15 protein-coding genes are annotated in these 14,545 nt (G+C 45.8%); 6 read left to right on the top strand and 9 right to left on the bottom strand.

Features of this window, described 5'->3' with window-relative positions:
- Positions 1-42: 42 nt before the first annotated feature.
- The 3 genes from cydB to LRY47_RS11520 form a co-directional block, all read right to left on the bottom strand.
- Positions 43-1,083, bottom strand: a complete 1,041-nt coding sequence (gene cydB, locus LRY47_RS11510; protein ID WP_295225551.1) for a cytochrome d ubiquinol oxidase subunit II — start codon at positions 1,081-1,083, stop codon at positions 43-45.
- 10 nt (positions 1,084-1,093) lie between these two features.
- On the bottom strand, positions 1,094-2,407 hold the full coding sequence (locus LRY47_RS11515; protein WP_295225553.1) for a cytochrome ubiquinol oxidase subunit I: 1,314 nt from the start codon (positions 2,405-2,407) through the stop codon (positions 1,094-1,096).
- A gap of 374 nt (positions 2,408-2,781) precedes the next feature.
- Complete coding sequence (locus LRY47_RS11520) at positions 2,782-3,699, bottom strand: WYL domain-containing protein (RefSeq protein ID WP_295225556.1); 918 nt, start codon at positions 3,697-3,699, stop codon at positions 2,782-2,784.
- A 149-nt stretch (positions 3,700-3,848) separates the two neighbouring features.
- On the opposite strand from LRY47_RS11520, the gene LRY47_RS11525 reads away from it, so the two are divergent.
- Entirely contained in the window at positions 3,849-3,983 is a 135-nt protein-coding gene (locus LRY47_RS11525) for a hypothetical protein (protein ID WP_295225559.1), read from the top strand.
- 1 nt (position 3,984) lies between these two features.
- On the opposite strand, the gene def is transcribed toward LRY47_RS11525, so the two are convergent.
- Complete coding sequence (gene def, locus LRY47_RS11530; RefSeq protein WP_295225561.1) at positions 3,985-4,488, bottom strand: peptide deformylase; 504 nt, start codon at positions 4,486-4,488, stop codon at positions 3,985-3,987.
- Between the two features lie 3 nt (positions 4,489-4,491).
- Positions 4,492-5,031, bottom strand: a complete 540-nt coding sequence (locus LRY47_RS11535; RefSeq protein WP_295225563.1) for an ACT domain-containing protein — start codon at positions 5,029-5,031, stop codon at positions 4,492-4,494.
- Between the two features lie 176 nt (positions 5,032-5,207).
- Here LRY47_RS11535 and LRY47_RS11540 point away from each other — a divergent pair, with 176 nt between their 5' ends.
- The 5 genes from LRY47_RS11540 to LRY47_RS11560 all read left to right on the top strand — a co-directional run bounded on the left by LRY47_RS11540 (position 5,208) and on the right by LRY47_RS11560 (position 10,807).
- Entirely contained in the window at positions 5,208-7,613 is a 2,406-nt protein-coding gene (locus LRY47_RS11540; protein WP_295225565.1) for an ATP-dependent Clp protease ATP-binding subunit, read from the top strand.
- Positions 7,614-7,687: 74 nt separating this feature from the next.
- Complete coding sequence (locus LRY47_RS11545; protein ID WP_295225567.1) at positions 7,688-9,001, top strand: 2-dehydropantoate 2-reductase; 1,314 nt, start codon at positions 7,688-7,690, stop codon at positions 8,999-9,001.
- A 70-nt stretch (positions 9,002-9,071) separates the two neighbouring features.
- Entirely contained in the window at positions 9,072-9,521 is a 450-nt protein-coding gene (locus LRY47_RS11550; RefSeq protein WP_295225569.1) for a PilZ domain-containing protein, read from the top strand.
- Between the two features lie 41 nt (positions 9,522-9,562).
- On the top strand, positions 9,563-10,096 hold the full coding sequence (locus LRY47_RS11555; RefSeq protein WP_295225572.1) for a DUF3833 family protein: 534 nt from the start codon (positions 9,563-9,565) through the stop codon (positions 10,094-10,096).
- Positions 10,097-10,210: 114 nt separating this feature from the next.
- Positions 10,211-10,807 carry a peroxiredoxin gene (locus LRY47_RS11560; protein ID WP_295225574.1) on the top strand — a complete coding sequence of 199 codons (597 nt, stop codon included), beginning with the start codon at positions 10,211-10,213 and terminating at the stop codon, positions 10,805-10,807.
- 191 nt (positions 10,808-10,998) lie between these two features.
- On the opposite strand, the gene LRY47_RS11565 is transcribed toward LRY47_RS11560, so the two are convergent.
- From LRY47_RS11565 to LRY47_RS11580, 4 genes are read right to left on the bottom strand one after another with little or no spacing between them, the layout of a single operon-like run.
- A complete protein-coding gene (locus LRY47_RS11565) occupies positions 10,999-12,357 on the bottom strand; it encodes a sigma-54 dependent transcriptional regulator (protein ID WP_295225577.1) in 1,359 nt (452 codons plus the stop codon).
- Complete coding sequence (locus LRY47_RS11570) at positions 12,347-12,580, bottom strand: hypothetical protein (RefSeq protein ID WP_295225579.1); 234 nt, start codon at positions 12,578-12,580, stop codon at positions 12,347-12,349. The genes LRY47_RS11565 and LRY47_RS11570 overlap by 11 nt, the downstream gene beginning before the upstream one ends.
- The gene (locus LRY47_RS11575; RefSeq protein WP_295225582.1) at positions 12,567-12,956 is read right to left on the bottom strand and encodes a hypothetical protein; all 390 of its coding nucleotides are present in this window, start codon (positions 12,954-12,956) and stop codon (positions 12,567-12,569) included. The genes LRY47_RS11570 and LRY47_RS11575 overlap by 14 nt, the downstream gene beginning before the upstream one ends.
- Complete coding sequence (locus LRY47_RS11580) at positions 12,896-14,311, bottom strand: ATP-binding protein (RefSeq protein ID WP_295225584.1); 1,416 nt, start codon at positions 14,309-14,311, stop codon at positions 12,896-12,898. Before LRY47_RS11580 ends, LRY47_RS11575 begins: the two co-directional genes overlap by 61 nt.
- Positions 14,312-14,545 lie beyond the last annotated feature (234 nt).

A 14,545-nucleotide genomic window follows, 5' to 3' on the forward strand; every position in this document is an offset into this window, starting at 1 on the left:
CGATAAAATTTTAGGGGGAGGCAAAGCCTCCCCCAATCCAAATCAGTAGGTCTCAACGTCAGGGTCGGCTATATCCTCAGGTTTAACGGGGTGTCTGAAGATATAATACGACCATATCTGATATACCAGCACTACTGGCACAAACATGGCAACAACGATTGTCATGATTTTAAGTGTGTAGAGGCTGGAAGAAGTGTTGAAAGCTGTAAGGGAAAACTCCGGTGATATGCTTGAAGGTATCAGACTTGGGAAAAGCCCTATGATACCTGTAAAAACTGTCAGCACTATCACAAGACAGGAAAGCGCAAACGCCTTTACCCCTTTGAACAGACCGGAAACCAGCAGAGCAATGACGCAAAGAACAATGACAGCAAAAAACGCAGGCATTTTAAAGAAGTTATCATATAGATGCGTTGAGAAATAAGTCATCGCAAGGAAGAGAACCGCAACAACAACAAGCGGGATGAACAGTTTTTTTGCCATTTTAGCCGCACGCACTGAAAGCTCCCCTTCCGTTTTGCAGTTAAGCCACAGCGCACCGTGATAAGCAAAAACAAGAACAAAGAGGATTCCTGTCAGAATTGCATATGGGTTCAGCAGAAGGAAAAAATTCCCTTCATAAACGAACTGTCCGTCAACCATATTGATTGGAATGCCTCTGAAAATGTTGCCGAAAGCCACACCAAACAGAAACGCTGCAAGGAAACTGCTCACTGCAATCACTTTATCCCATCCGTTCTGCCAGCCGTAAGAATCCTTTTTGCCTCTGAACTCAAAAGCGACTCCTCTGAATATCAGACAAAAAAGAATTGCCAAAAGGGGCAGATAAAGCCAGCTGAACATATAAGCGTATGTTGTGGGGAACGCCGCAAACGTCGCGCCGCCAGCAGTGATAAGCCAGACCTCGTTGCCATCCCACACGGGTCCCAGTGTGTTTATTATAATGCGTTTATCCGTATCGGATTTCGCAAGAAACGGCATTAAATAACCCGCGCCGAAGTCAAAACCGTCCAGCATAAAATATACTGCCCAGAGCAGTCCCCAGAGGGCGAACCAGATAATTTGTAATGTTTCAAGTCCCATTTTCGCCTCCCTATGCCCTTTCGGGTCCTTTTTTAGAATATTTCACAAGCAGGAAAATATCTATTACGCCAAGCAGTGTGTAGAAGCCCACGAATCCCACAAGGGAAAGGATAACGTGACCGGGTGTAAGGTTTACAGACACTGCATCAGAAGTCTTCATAAGCCCGTATACTATCCATGGCTGTCTGCCAACCTCTGCAACTATCCAGCCGAGCTGTCCGGCAATATACGGCAGCGGGATGGAATAAAGCAGTATTTTCAAAAGCAGTGTTTTGTTCTCAATAGTGTCCTTATTTGAGTAGTAAAGAGCCATGCAGGACAAAACTATGAAAATTACGCCAAGATAGATCATAAAACGGAAACTGAAAAATGTCAGACCCACCGGAGGTCTGAGGTCGGGAGAGAACTCTTTCAGACCTTTAACCTCTGCGTTGACATCGTGAAACGCAAGGAAGCTTGCCATTTTCGGAACAGGGATGAACTCCAGGGAGTTCTTCTCATTTGAGCTGTCCGGGACAGCAAACAGATATGAAGGCGCACCATTCTGGGTTTCCCAGAGTGATTCCATCGCTGCGAATTTTGAAGGCTGGTGTTTCGCAACATCAATACCGCTGCTGTCGCCCAGAACAGCAAGAAAAATTGTTGCCGCAAGTCCGAACACTGCTCCGAACTTAAGGCTCTTTTTAAAGAATTCAACTTCATTCTTCCTGAGTATGTGGTACGCGGAGACACCCATTACAAAAAACGCAGCCACTACCCAGCCGGAAGAAATTGAATGGAAGAATTTCACCCATGCAGAAGATGAGAAGATGAGCGCACCGAAATCAACCATTTCGGCTCTGCCGTTATTAAGAACATACCCCACTGGATGCTGCATCCAGGCATTTGCAATGAGAATCCAGAGTGCGGAAAGGTTTGAACCGAGAGCCACCATCCATACGGCAAAGAGGTGGGCTTTTTTGCTTATCTTTTTCCATCCGAAAATCCAGATTCCAAGGAAAGTGGACTCAAGGAAAAATGCCACCGTCGCCTCAATCGCCAATGGCGCCCCGAATATGTCGCCCACATATTTCGAGTATTCCGCCCAGTTCATTCCGAACTGAAATTCCATGGTTATACCGGTCACAACTCCTATTGCGAAGTTGATGAGAAACAATTTTCCCCAGAATTTTGTCATTCTGAGATAAAGCTGATTTCCGGTTCGCACATACATTGTTTCCATAAAAGCAGTAAGGATTATCAGTCCCAGAGTGAGCGGGACAAAAATCCAGTGAAAACCTGCCGTAAGTGCAAACTGGAGTCTTGACAGAGCTATTGCGTCCATTAAAAAACCTCCGTTAACAAAATTAACATGAAATACATGCCCAAAGAGTACCACTCATAATACACACGTCAAGATTAAAAGACTCTTTAAATCTCATAACAACCGTTTGATAATAACGCTTTTTAATAATTAATAAACAGTATATTCTTGAATATACTGTTTAACTAACAAGCTGATAATAGGGTAAATTTTATCTTATAAAACCATAGTTGGATATTGAACAATGGCTTATTGAATAAACAGAGAAAAAATCTTAATATTTTTTATTTTTTATTATGATTGTTTTGAGAAATTAAAGTGTTTAAGATAAATTTTACTGACTGGAAGCGGGTTTCAGCAATATTGAAAGTTGATCAATTTACAAAATTACAGTATTAAGCATGGTAAGAATCGAGTGATTCCTTTAAAACTCCGACGAGATAATTCCGCATTGAATCAGGTGACAATATTTTGATATGAGGGAGCCAGTCGAGGCACAGTTTCGTACATTCAAGCGCAGAACCCACCTTAAAACTGAACCGGAGGCTCATATCGTCGTTCTCTTCAAGTATCTGCTGATTCGGGAAGAAACGTTTGCGCCGCAGATAATCGGACATTGGCTGTTTCATTATGCACTCGACAGTAACCTTTTGTCCTGAATCAAAAAATATGCTTTTCGCCTCGTCAATGGCGCTGTCCAGACCATCCGGTACTTCGTCGTAAAGTTTTCCGGTTGGTTTAATATCTGTCATAAGGTCGAGGCTGAATTTGCGCAGTTCTCCGCCCTTTCCGCCCGCCAGATACCAGAACCCGTCTCCGTAAATTATCCTGTACGGCTGAATGATATAGCTTTTGCCGTTTTTGCTGTACAGAAAAGAGATCTCCTGACGGTTCATGATAAAAATTTCAATCTCGGCGAAGATGTCGGCTATCTTATCAAACTCTATTGAATCCTGTTTCAGAAAACGAACGACTCTCTCCCTGTTCGACGCAGAGATAACCTTCTTCTTTATCTTCCGCAGGATGGGTGAGAAATCGTTGTTCAGAATGTTCTCTGCATAATCGAAAAGCCCCGAAAGAACGGCAAGTTCATCCTGTTTCAGATAGCTTTCGGAAAGCCCGTATTTTTCCGTCATATACCAGCAGTGGCGGGCATCGTCGTAGCAGACGCCAGGCAGATGGCTCATTTCCAGAAGGTAGCGCTGTGCCGTGCGCAGACTGATACCCATATCATCCGCCACAAGAGTTGAGGTCACTGTGCGGTTTTCGTTCAGAAGTCTGATGAGGTTCAGTGCGACATAAAGTTTATTCATGAGAAAGTATACCATGACGACAAAAAATGACGCTATTGAATTTAGACTGCTTCGTCATTTCATTCCCAGCAGGAACATATAATTTTTTCCCAACTTAACGACAGCAGTTGTCGCTTGGCTGTTTTATATTAGACCCATAGGAGGAAGAAATGGACAGATATGCGATACACATAACCGCTGTGATATTCTTCGGGTTTCTGGTGCTGTTCGCTGTGAACGGCGGGCAGAAAGGCATTCAGCCGCAGGCAAAACAACAGGTGGCTTATGAACTGAGCGCTGAATGACCTACTTGAATTTCTTTCTGCGGAAAAGGTCGGTACGTTTTGATATGACCCTGTCGAGGAACAGCGTACCGTCAAGGTGGTCTGTCTCGTGCTGTAAAAGAACCGCCTCGAAATCCTCAGCCTCGATAACCTTCTGTTCAAGATTCTCATCCTGATAGCGCAGAAGTATCTTCTTCGCGCGGTTAACGTTTCCGGTGTAATCCGGCACGCTCATACAGCCTTCGCGGAACTGTATCATGCCCTCCCACTGGATAACCTCCGGATTTATAAGAACAAGTCTGCCGTGGTTAACCTCGCACTTTGAGTTCTTTGAAGCGTCCGCAACAACTATGCGCACGTTCTCGCCTATCTGCGTTGCTGCTATGCCTGTGGAGTGTCCGGCTGCCTCCATAGTGTCTGAAAGGTCTGTGATGACCTGTTTTATATAATCGTTTATCTCAACGACATCTTCCGCGATCTCCTTCAAGCGGGGATCGGGATATTTCAATACTTCTCTGACTGCCATATATTAAAACTCGTATGTTTCTATCTGTCTGATATTTACGTCGGTACCCATATCTCTGGATATTTTTTTCAGGTCGTCTTCCCAGCCTGTACCCATCATTTTGGGATCGATGATAACCTCAAGCACCATAAGATATATGGGACTTTTTTCCGATCCGGCGACCTTCGTCTGGAGGTCGAGGATGTTTATTTCTCTGTTTGCGAGGTATTCGGCAACCTTGTTAACGATTCCGGGTTTGTCGGAACCGTAAACGGAGATGATGAAATGTTCTCCGATAGGTTTCACTCCTGCCTCGCTCATCGCCTGCACATTAAAGTCAATGTTCATGGTCTTTTCAAGGGGAGCGAATATCTTTTTAACGCTGTCCGCATCAACTCCTTCCTTGCTGACGATAAATATTGCAGAGAAAAACCCCTGTAAAAGAGTGGAGCTGGAATCCTCTATGTTAAAGCTGTTTTCGTAGAATATCTTAGACACCGCCGCGACTATCCCGGGTCTGTCCGCCGCGATAAGCGTAACTGCGAAAAGGTTTTTTTGATTCATAAAACACTCCTTATATGAGCTACTTAAAATATTATTATGATTACGCACTCTTGTGTCAACTCAATTCTTATTGCGAGTATTTCTGTCGGGTTATATATTCAAGTTTATTGAGATTGTCCTTGATAAACCATACCCGCAGGCAATATAATAGATTTATCTTATTAAGGGATACTTATATGTTTGAATTATTTACCGACAGAGCCAGACGCGTGATCCTGTTTGCAAGAGAAGCTTCCGAAAGGCTTATGCAGTCGTCAATCGACACAGAGCATATCCTTATGGGACTTCTGCGCGAACGTTCCGGCATAGCAGCCGAAATATTCACCAAAAGGGGCATAGACGTCACAATGCTGATGAACGATGTGAAAAGCGTCAGCGAAAAGGGACACAACCTTATGATAAAAGGCAGCCTCCCTTTCAGCCCAGCCGGCAAGAATGTCTTGGACTATGCAGTGGACGAAGCGAAGATTCTTAACACAAAATATGTCAACACAGAGCATATCCTTCTTGGTCTTCTGAAAGAGAAGAAGGGAAAAGCTTCCATGCTCCTTTCAAAGCTGGGCTTTGAACTGCTCCCCCTGCGCGACGAGATAGCGGGACTTATCCGCACCTACAGCAAAAAGCAGGGACAGGCGGCAACCCCCACCATAGACGAGTTCGGCAGAGACATGACCGCACAGGCGAGGGAGGGGAAACTTGACCCCGTCATCGGACGCGGAAAAGAGATTGAAAGACTTATCCAGATTCTCGGAAGACGCATCAAGAACAACGCCGTTATCATCGGCGAACCGGGCGTTGGTAAAACAGCCATAGTCGAAGGGCTTGCACTGCGCATGGTCTCCGACGACATACCCGACTTTCTGCGCAACAAGAGACTCATCTCTCTTGAGCTTGGCAACGTTGTTGCAGGTACGAAGTACCGCGGTCAGTTTGAAGAGAGAATGAAAAACCTCATCAAAGAGATAGAGGTTGACGGAAATATAATAATCTTCATTGACGAGATACACACCATGGTGGGCGCAGGAGCCGCAGAGGGTTCCATCGACGCATCGAACATGCTTAAACCCGCCCTTGCAAGGGGTGTTTTCCAGTGTATCGGCGCAACAACCCTGAACGAGTTCCGCAAGAACTTTGAAAAGGACGGCGCACTCAACAGAAGATTCCAGACAATACCCGTGGAACAGCCATCAGTTATCGCTACGGTTGAGATTCTCGCCGGTATCAAGAGATATTACGAGGACTTCCACAAGGTTCTCATCAGCCACGAGGTTCTGGAAGAGATAGCAAGGCTCACCGACAGATACATTACGGACAAGTTCCAGCCGGACAAGAGCATAGACGTTCTGGACGAAGCCTGCTCAAGACTGAAACTCGCCGTGCGTCAGGTGCCGGAGGCACTGCTTAAGCTGAAAGCAAAGCTGAACGAGGCGAGAACCACCCGCGACGAAAAGCTCAAGGCTTCGGATTACGACGATATCCAGAGATTTTCAAAGGATGTTGAACGTTTCTCCAAAAAAGCCGCAGAGATGGAAAAAAGCTGGACAAAAGAGCTTGACGACAACTGGCCAACGCTTCATGTGGAGCATGTCAGCGAAGTTGTGGCACATATGACCGGCATCCCTGTTCAGAAACTCCAGCAGGACGATCTGGCGCGGATATCCAACATCGACACAGAGATAAAGAAACATGTTGTAGGACAGGACGAGGCAGTAAACGCACTGGCAAAAGCAGTGAAACGCAGCTTCGCAGGGCTTTCAAACCCCAACAGACCCCTTGGCTCATTCATATTTATGGGTCCCACGGGAGTCGGCAAAACAGAGGTTGCGAAGAAACTGGCGGAAATCGTGTTCGGTTCCGAATCAGCCCTTGTCCGCATAGATATGAGCGAATATATGGAGCGGTTCAACGCTTCAAAGCTGATAGGTGCGCCCCCCGGATACGTCGGGTATGAAGAGGGCGGAAAACTTACGGAGCTGGTACGCAGAAAACCATACAGCGTCGTTCTTTTCGACGAGATTGAAAAAGCGCACCCTGAAGTTCTCAACGTGCTTCTGCAAATACTTGACGACGGACATATATCCGACAGCCTCGGACATAAGGTCAACTTCAAGAATACAATAGTGATAATGACGTCCAACCTCGGCACAAAACTGAGCCTCAATAAAAAATCAATGGGCTTTGAAACTGCCGAAAGGTTGAACACAATAGACTACGGCGCTTTCAGCTCAAACGCAAACCGCGAACTGAAAGATCAGTTTCCGCCTGAATTCATCAACAGGGTGGACAATGTGATCGTGTTCAAACCGCTGGGCAAACAGGAACTGTTCAGAATCATCGACCTTCAGGTTAACGAGCTTAACAGACGTCTTGCAGACATTGGCAAGTCCATCGAGATAGACGACGAAGTTAAAGAGCATATCTTAAGCGCGGACTATGATTTCACATACGGCGCAAGACCCATAAGAAGGATGCTCCAGTCGCTCATAGAAGATCCGCTGAGCGAACTTCTGCTTAACAGCAAACTCGGCAGGCGGAAAAACCTGAAAGCAAAACTTTCGGAAGCCGAAATAGTATTTAAATAAACGAACGACTTTCAGCGCCGCAGGAAGAAATTTCTGCGGCGCTGTGGTCTCATTTTAATCTACGGAGTTTCAAATTGTTCACAAATAAAAGGATACTCATTGCGGGAGCCGGAGCCATCGGCAGCTTTTACGGCGGACTGATGTCAAAGGCAGGCTACGACGTTGAACTGATGGCTAGAGGCAAACACCTGAAAGCCATGCAGGAAACGGGCGTTCTGAAAATGAAAAGCTGGAAACACGGAGAACCTGTGATTCCTGTGAAAGCAGTGGCAAAAGCAAACGGCAGATACGGCATGATAATCCTCTGCGTCAAATCACAGGATACTGAAGAGACCTGTCGGCAGCTCAAGGACAATCTGGCGGATGACGGATGTATCGTGTCTTTCCAGAACGGCGTGGAAAACCCCAACATTCTGGCAGAACATTTCGGAGCAGATAGAACTGTCGGAGCAAGCCTTTTCGTCGGTTTATGGATTGAACCTGCGGGAACTGTTAACCACACAAGTACAGGCGAATGTGTCTTCGGCGCATGGTCGGAAGGTGCGAAACGTTTTGAAAAGCCAATAAAAGAGATATTTGACAGGAGTGAAATATTCTCGAACATATCTCCTGACATAAAGCATACTCTCTGGAGCAAACTTGTCTGGAACGTGGCTTACAACCCACTTTCGGCACTCCTTGAAAGCACATGCGGTCCTATGATGAGAAATCCGCTGATTTTCGAGCTTATCGAAAAGATGGTGAAAGAGACGGTCGCGGCGGCAAAGCTTGAAGGCGTCACCATAACCGAACAGGAATGGCGCAGAAAGATAGAATACAGCGATCAGCTTGAAAAATACAAAACCAGCATGCTGCAGGACATAGAAAGGCTTAAAAATCCTGAGATAGACGGCATACTCGGTCCCGTCATCAGAACACTTGAAAAACACGGGCTTTCAGCACCTTACTGCGAAACCGTGTTCAGAAGCGTTCAGTTCAAATACGGCGGACACTACCTTTATACCCCAAAGCTTACTGCTGACGTAATAGTGCGAAACGGCGATTCAGTTCTGCTTATCGAGCGGAAAAATGAGCCTTTCGGCTGGGCAATCCCAGGCGGATTCGTAGATTACGGCGAAAAGGTTGAAGACGCTGCCGTCCGCGAACTTTTTGAGGAAACAGGAATTAAAGCAGACAAAATTGAGCTGCTCGGAATCTATTCCGATCCGAAAAGGGATAAGAGAGGACACACCGCAACCGCTGTGTATTACACCGATTCAACACAGACACCGAAAGCGGGTGACGATGCAAAAAATGCAGTGTTTTTTAAGCTTACGGAACTCCCAGCGAATATAGCATTTGACCATAAACAGATACTTGAAGATTATGTAAAAAAGCTTCATATATAATAACAATTTCAAGTTATTTTTCCCTTGATTTATCATCAGAAATGACGATGATAATGGTAGAGGAGATAACATGACATTCCTACCAGAAAAAGTAGTTAACAGACGCGAGCATATGAGGGTCAGTGTCACTATAGATTTTTGCGTTACAAACGTAAGAAGACCCAATGCTCTCGAATCTGAAACAGCAAATATCTGTTTCCGCACAAAATCACTGGATATCAGTGCGGGCGGAATCTGTTTCGGTCAGAAAAATATATTGAAGGTCGGCGACATCATCGAGATGCGCACAAAAAACTGCCTCACAAAACAGGTATGCCTCACCTGTGAGGACGTATATTTCATGAGTTCAAAGCATGAACTCCAGCCCCTTGAAGGTGTCGTAATGTGGGTTACTGACAGCATCGCAGGCGTTAAATTCCATAAACTTTCCCTGCGCAACGAAAATGTAATCAGCAAGCTTGTCTGGGACAGCCACCTCGAAGAGGTCAGGAACTCAAGACAGAAGCCTATTATCTTTTAATTTCCTTTTGACATCCGCCGCGTCAGTAATATAATCACCTCATGAAGTATATTATTATATTGATAGCAATGATGTCTCTGCTCACTGGCTGTGTCACCGCACTGACAGCGGAAGGGACGATGCAGCCGGGCGCATATGCAACCCCTGAAAAGGTTTTCAGCGGCGTATACAATGGAGACGGTATGCGTCTGGATATCTTCGGCAATGCAAAATACACGTTCAAATCAACACTTAAAGCTTACTCTGAAAACGGCGCAATCTTCATGCAGGAAACCACTGTTGACGACGCCGGAGCGCAGACAACAACCACCTACAGATTCATGCAAAAAACCGACGGCAGTTATTCCTGCGTAGATATCAATAATATCGGAAGCTGTTCACTCACCCGTGCGGGCGATTCCATCGTTCTGAAAAACTGGGTCTTTGAGAGGGGAAGAAGCGATTCAATGAACATAAACGTACAGTCCGTTTATCGGCTGCTGCCCGATGGCAAACTTATAAAACGTTCGTCTTTAAACAGATTCATGTTCTTCTTCGATGAAGAGGAAATCACGACATATCAGAAAGAACTATAATTATCTGACATTAAAGAGACAATTTTAATCTCATTTTTATATTGACAACTCCGAAAAAAAAGAATACTGTTAATAAAAATTATCACTAACTTAAAATTAACGGAGGAAATCACAATGAGCCTTGTAACAAAACAAGCACCCGCTTTTTCTGAAGCAGCAGTTCTCAACAAAGAATTCAAAAATGTAAGCCTTGAAGACTACAAAGGCAAATGGGTAGTTCTTTTCTTCTATCCCATGGACTTCACATTCGTATGCCCCACTGAGATCACTGCACTTTCCGATGCAAACGCAGAATTTGCAAAAAGAGATGCACAGGTTATCGGCGTTTCCACCGACAGCAAGTTCAGCCACCTTGCATGGGTAAACACTCCCAGAACAGAGGGCGGTCTCGGCGATATCGCATATCCCCTTGTTGCTGACTTTACAAAATCAATTGCAACAGACTACGGCGTTCTTCTTGAAGGCGGCATGGCTCTGCGTGCAACTTTCATCATCGACCCCGAAGGCAACGTTCAGTTTGAACTGATCCACGACCTCGGCATAGGCAGAAACGTTACTGAGATTCTCAGAAACCTTGACGCTCTCCAGTTCGTACGCAAACACGGTGAAGTTTGCCCCGCAGGCTGGACACCCGGAAAGGACACCATGACTCCCGACCCCGAAAAAATGAAAGAATACTACAAAAACAACCCCACTGGTTGGCAGAAATAACAAAAAAAGCGGAGCGAAAGCTCCGTTCAGGTTATTGATAAACTGGTTAAAATCAATGAGATTGCCGCGTCAGCCTGAGGCTTCCTCGCAATGACAGTAGCTTACGTCTTCGCGAGAAGCCTAGCGACGAAGCGATCTCGTCTTTTTCAACTTTGTCATCAGTCTGAAGCGGAGCGAAAGCTCCGCTTTTTTTATCTGAAATCGGCAGGATTGATAGAATGTTTTTTGAGAAGGTCGTAAAGATCGGCTCTGTATATGTCTGAAAGTTTTGATGCCTTGCTGATATTTCCCTTTGTTTTTCCCATGAGCTGACGCAGAAAAACTTCCTCAAACTGTTTTTTCGCTTCCCTGTATACCTGTGCATGTTTATCAGGATTCTGCGCAAACCGTATCATGTCCGCCTTTATGATATCTTTCGGTGCAAGCACCACCGCACACTCGATAACGTTTTCAAGCTCGCGTATGTTCCCCGCCCAGTCATAATCCATAAGCTTTTCAAGAGCATCCTGCGAAAGTGAGCGCACGGCGCGTCCATACCGCCCGGCATATTTCTTTATGAAATGTCCGCTGAGCAGAGGAATATCCTCTTTGCGGTCTCGCAGTGGTGGAAGCTCTATCTGAACCACATGTATCCTGTAAAACAGGTCGGCGCGAAACTCTTTTTTGTCTATCAGTGCCAGAAGATCCTTATTCGATGCCGAAACCAGTCTGAAATCAAGTTTGACCGTTCTTTCGCTGCCGAGCGGCGAGATCTCTCTGTTTTCAAGAACCCGCAGAAGTTTCGTCTGCATGGCAAAAGGCATCTCGGATATCTCGTCAAGGAAGATCGTTCCGTTCTGCGCCTGTTCAAAAAAACCTTTCTTTTTCCTGTCGGCACCGGTAAAAGCACCCTTTTCATACCCGAAAAGCTCACTTTCGATGAGTGTTTCGGGAATAGCTGACGAGTTGACAGCCACGAAAGGAGCATTTTTTCTGCTGCCGGATTCATGCAGCATCCTTGCGGTAAGTTCCTTTCCTGTGCCGCTTTCGCCATATATAAATACGCTTGCGTCACTCTCGGCGGCAATTGCAATACGCTCGCGAAGGGTTTTCGTCTTTTCCGAAACACCGATGATGGTTTCCGCCATTACAGAATGGTTTTCACCCGCTCCCGCCCTGAGCAGTCTTCGGGATGATGCGTTCTGGCTTATGGCGTTATCTACCTTAACCATCAGTTCCTTATGATTGAAAGGCTTGGTCAGATAGCTGAACGCGCCCTCCTGCATAGCCTGAACAGCGTCGCCGATAGTTCCGTATGCGGTGAGAAAAATAACAGGCAGCCCCCAGTCCAGATTTCTTATTTCGCGCATAAGTTCCAGTCCTGTTCTTCCGTCGATGCGCATGTCAAAGACGGCTGCGTCGAATATATCGTTTCTGACCAGCTCTATCGCTTCGGCACTGCTGTCCGCGGCAAAAGGAGTGTATCCGCTGCTGCCGAACCTCATCCGCAATATTTCGAGCAGGCTTCTGTCGTCGTCAACTATAAGCACTTTCGGATTGCTATTTGCCAATTATCTTCCCGCCTATTTTCATATCGACTTCTTTCATCTTCTCAAGCTGATGCCTGATGCTATCGTTTTCTTTATTAAGAGCTTTTATACGCTCGTTTAGTTCTTTATTTTCTTCAGAAATTTTTTTATTGTCCTCTTCCGATGCTTTCAGAGATTCTGCCAGTTTTTTATTCTGGGCTTCTGTCTCCTGAAGCTTCTTCCGTCCCAGCTCAAGAGCGTCCATCAGTTCGGCGTTCTTTTTTTTCTTCGTTCACGCCATTTTCAAAGAGGCTCATGATGTGTCCGGCATATGCGGTATACTGACTGTCGGGATAGATGCTTTTCATCCTGCCGTAATAAGCTGCCGCCAGTTCGGCGTCAAAACAGCCGCAGTTTTTGTCCGAGAACAGAATGACATAGCCTAACAGATCGCGGTCGTCCAAAGCTCTTTTTAATGTTTCAAGAGCGTCGTATGCCCGTCCGCACTCCCCTTTGCCGTAATGCTCCGCGAAGCCGCCGTCCCCTGTCCCTGTGAAGGCGCATCCGCAGCAGACAAACGTCAGACACAGCGCAGTGTAAAGAAAAATCTGCTTCCGCAGCCCTTCTGACTTTCCGCCCATATAGTGCCTCCGTGTTTTTCTATTATCTTCCTGCATATGGCAAGCCCCAGTCCTGTGCCTTTATACTCAGTGGAACGGTTGCTCCCCTGCCTGTATCGTTCAAATATCAGCGAAAGCTCTTCAGAATCTATCCCCGTTCCGTTGTCGGAAACGCAAACGGTCAGCAATGAGTCTTTGCGCTCAGCCGTAACCTTAACAAAAGAGCCGTCGCCGGAATATTTCAGCGCGTTTCCTATCAGATTCACAAACACCAGCGAAAGTTTCTCCTCATCCGCATAAACCATCAGGTCGGGTGCAATGTCCGAAACCACCGCAATACCCCGCCCCGCCGCTATGGGCGCTGTTTTCTCTATGGATGAAACTGCTGCACGCCCGATGTCCACAGGTGCTATGTTGTATGAATCCTGCTCTATGTCCAGCCTCGTGATCTCCAATATATTGCTGACGGAATTTATCATCCGTTTGCTTTCGGTTTCTATGATGTTCAGCAGTCTTTCGGAACTCTCTCTGTCGTTAATAAAATAATCCTCTTTAAGCATTGAGGAAGCCTCGTATATAGATGTGAGCGGCGTCCGCAGTTCATGGGAAACGTTGCCTATAAACTCTGTCCGCAGTTCGTCGCTCTCTTTCAGCCGGCGCACCATCGTGCCGAAATCCTCCGAAAGCCTGCGTATCTCTGACGGACCGCCCGTGCCGATGTGGTCAGGGTATTTGCCTTGGGCAACCCTGCGGGTATTTTCACTCAGTTTTCTGATGGGGAGCGCGATACTTCTGGTGTTCAGATAAGCAAGGCAGACTATGAGAACTCCGCCGGTTACAATAAATACGAATATCTCTGTTCTTACCTGTTCAACAAGCTTGCCTGACGTTTTCAGAGCCTTTTCACGTTTTGAGGCGGCAACACCCCTCAGATCTTCAAGCGCCGCAGAAACACTGTTTACTGACGGCACATACGATCCTTTGCCGCCGTTTCTTATATACACCTTCTCCGCCTGGAAATATTCATTATAAGCGGTCCTGAGCTTCGCCAGTGCCTGCAGTTTACGTTCGCCTGCCGCAACGGCGTCGAGCTCCGCAAGCACTTTGCGGAAAGAATCTGTGTATTCTTCATACTGGCGCAGGAAGTCAGTATCCGCCGATATGATGTATTTCTCTCTGAATTCTATCTGACGCAGAATGATACCGCTCAGTCTGTCCGTTTTCTCAATAACAGGTATCTCAACCAGCGTAATCTGTTTCATCAGGCGGTCAAGTTTCTGTATATTAAAGAAAATAAACGACATGAACATCGAAAGAAAGACCAGCGGAATGAAATTTGTAATTATAAGACGCGCAAATATTCCGTTCAGTTTCATAAATGCAGTTTAGCACCTGTATTAACTACATTCAATACGCAACATGTAAAAAATAAGCATCACATAGATAAAGCAATTTACGTTTTTTCATCCTGTTTTAGGTGTAGGAAAATCCCTGCATTTTAACCGATTGATAACAAATGACTCCCGAAAAAGTGAATGAAAATCCATACAAAACGGGTATATGCAAGCTTGATATGCATTAAACAAAATAAACTTATTTATAAGCATTTT

Source organism: Seleniivibrio sp. (genome assembly GCF_021209385.1).
Taxonomy (GTDB): domain Bacteria; phylum Chrysiogenota; class Deferribacteres; order Deferribacterales; family Geovibrionaceae; genus Seleniivibrio.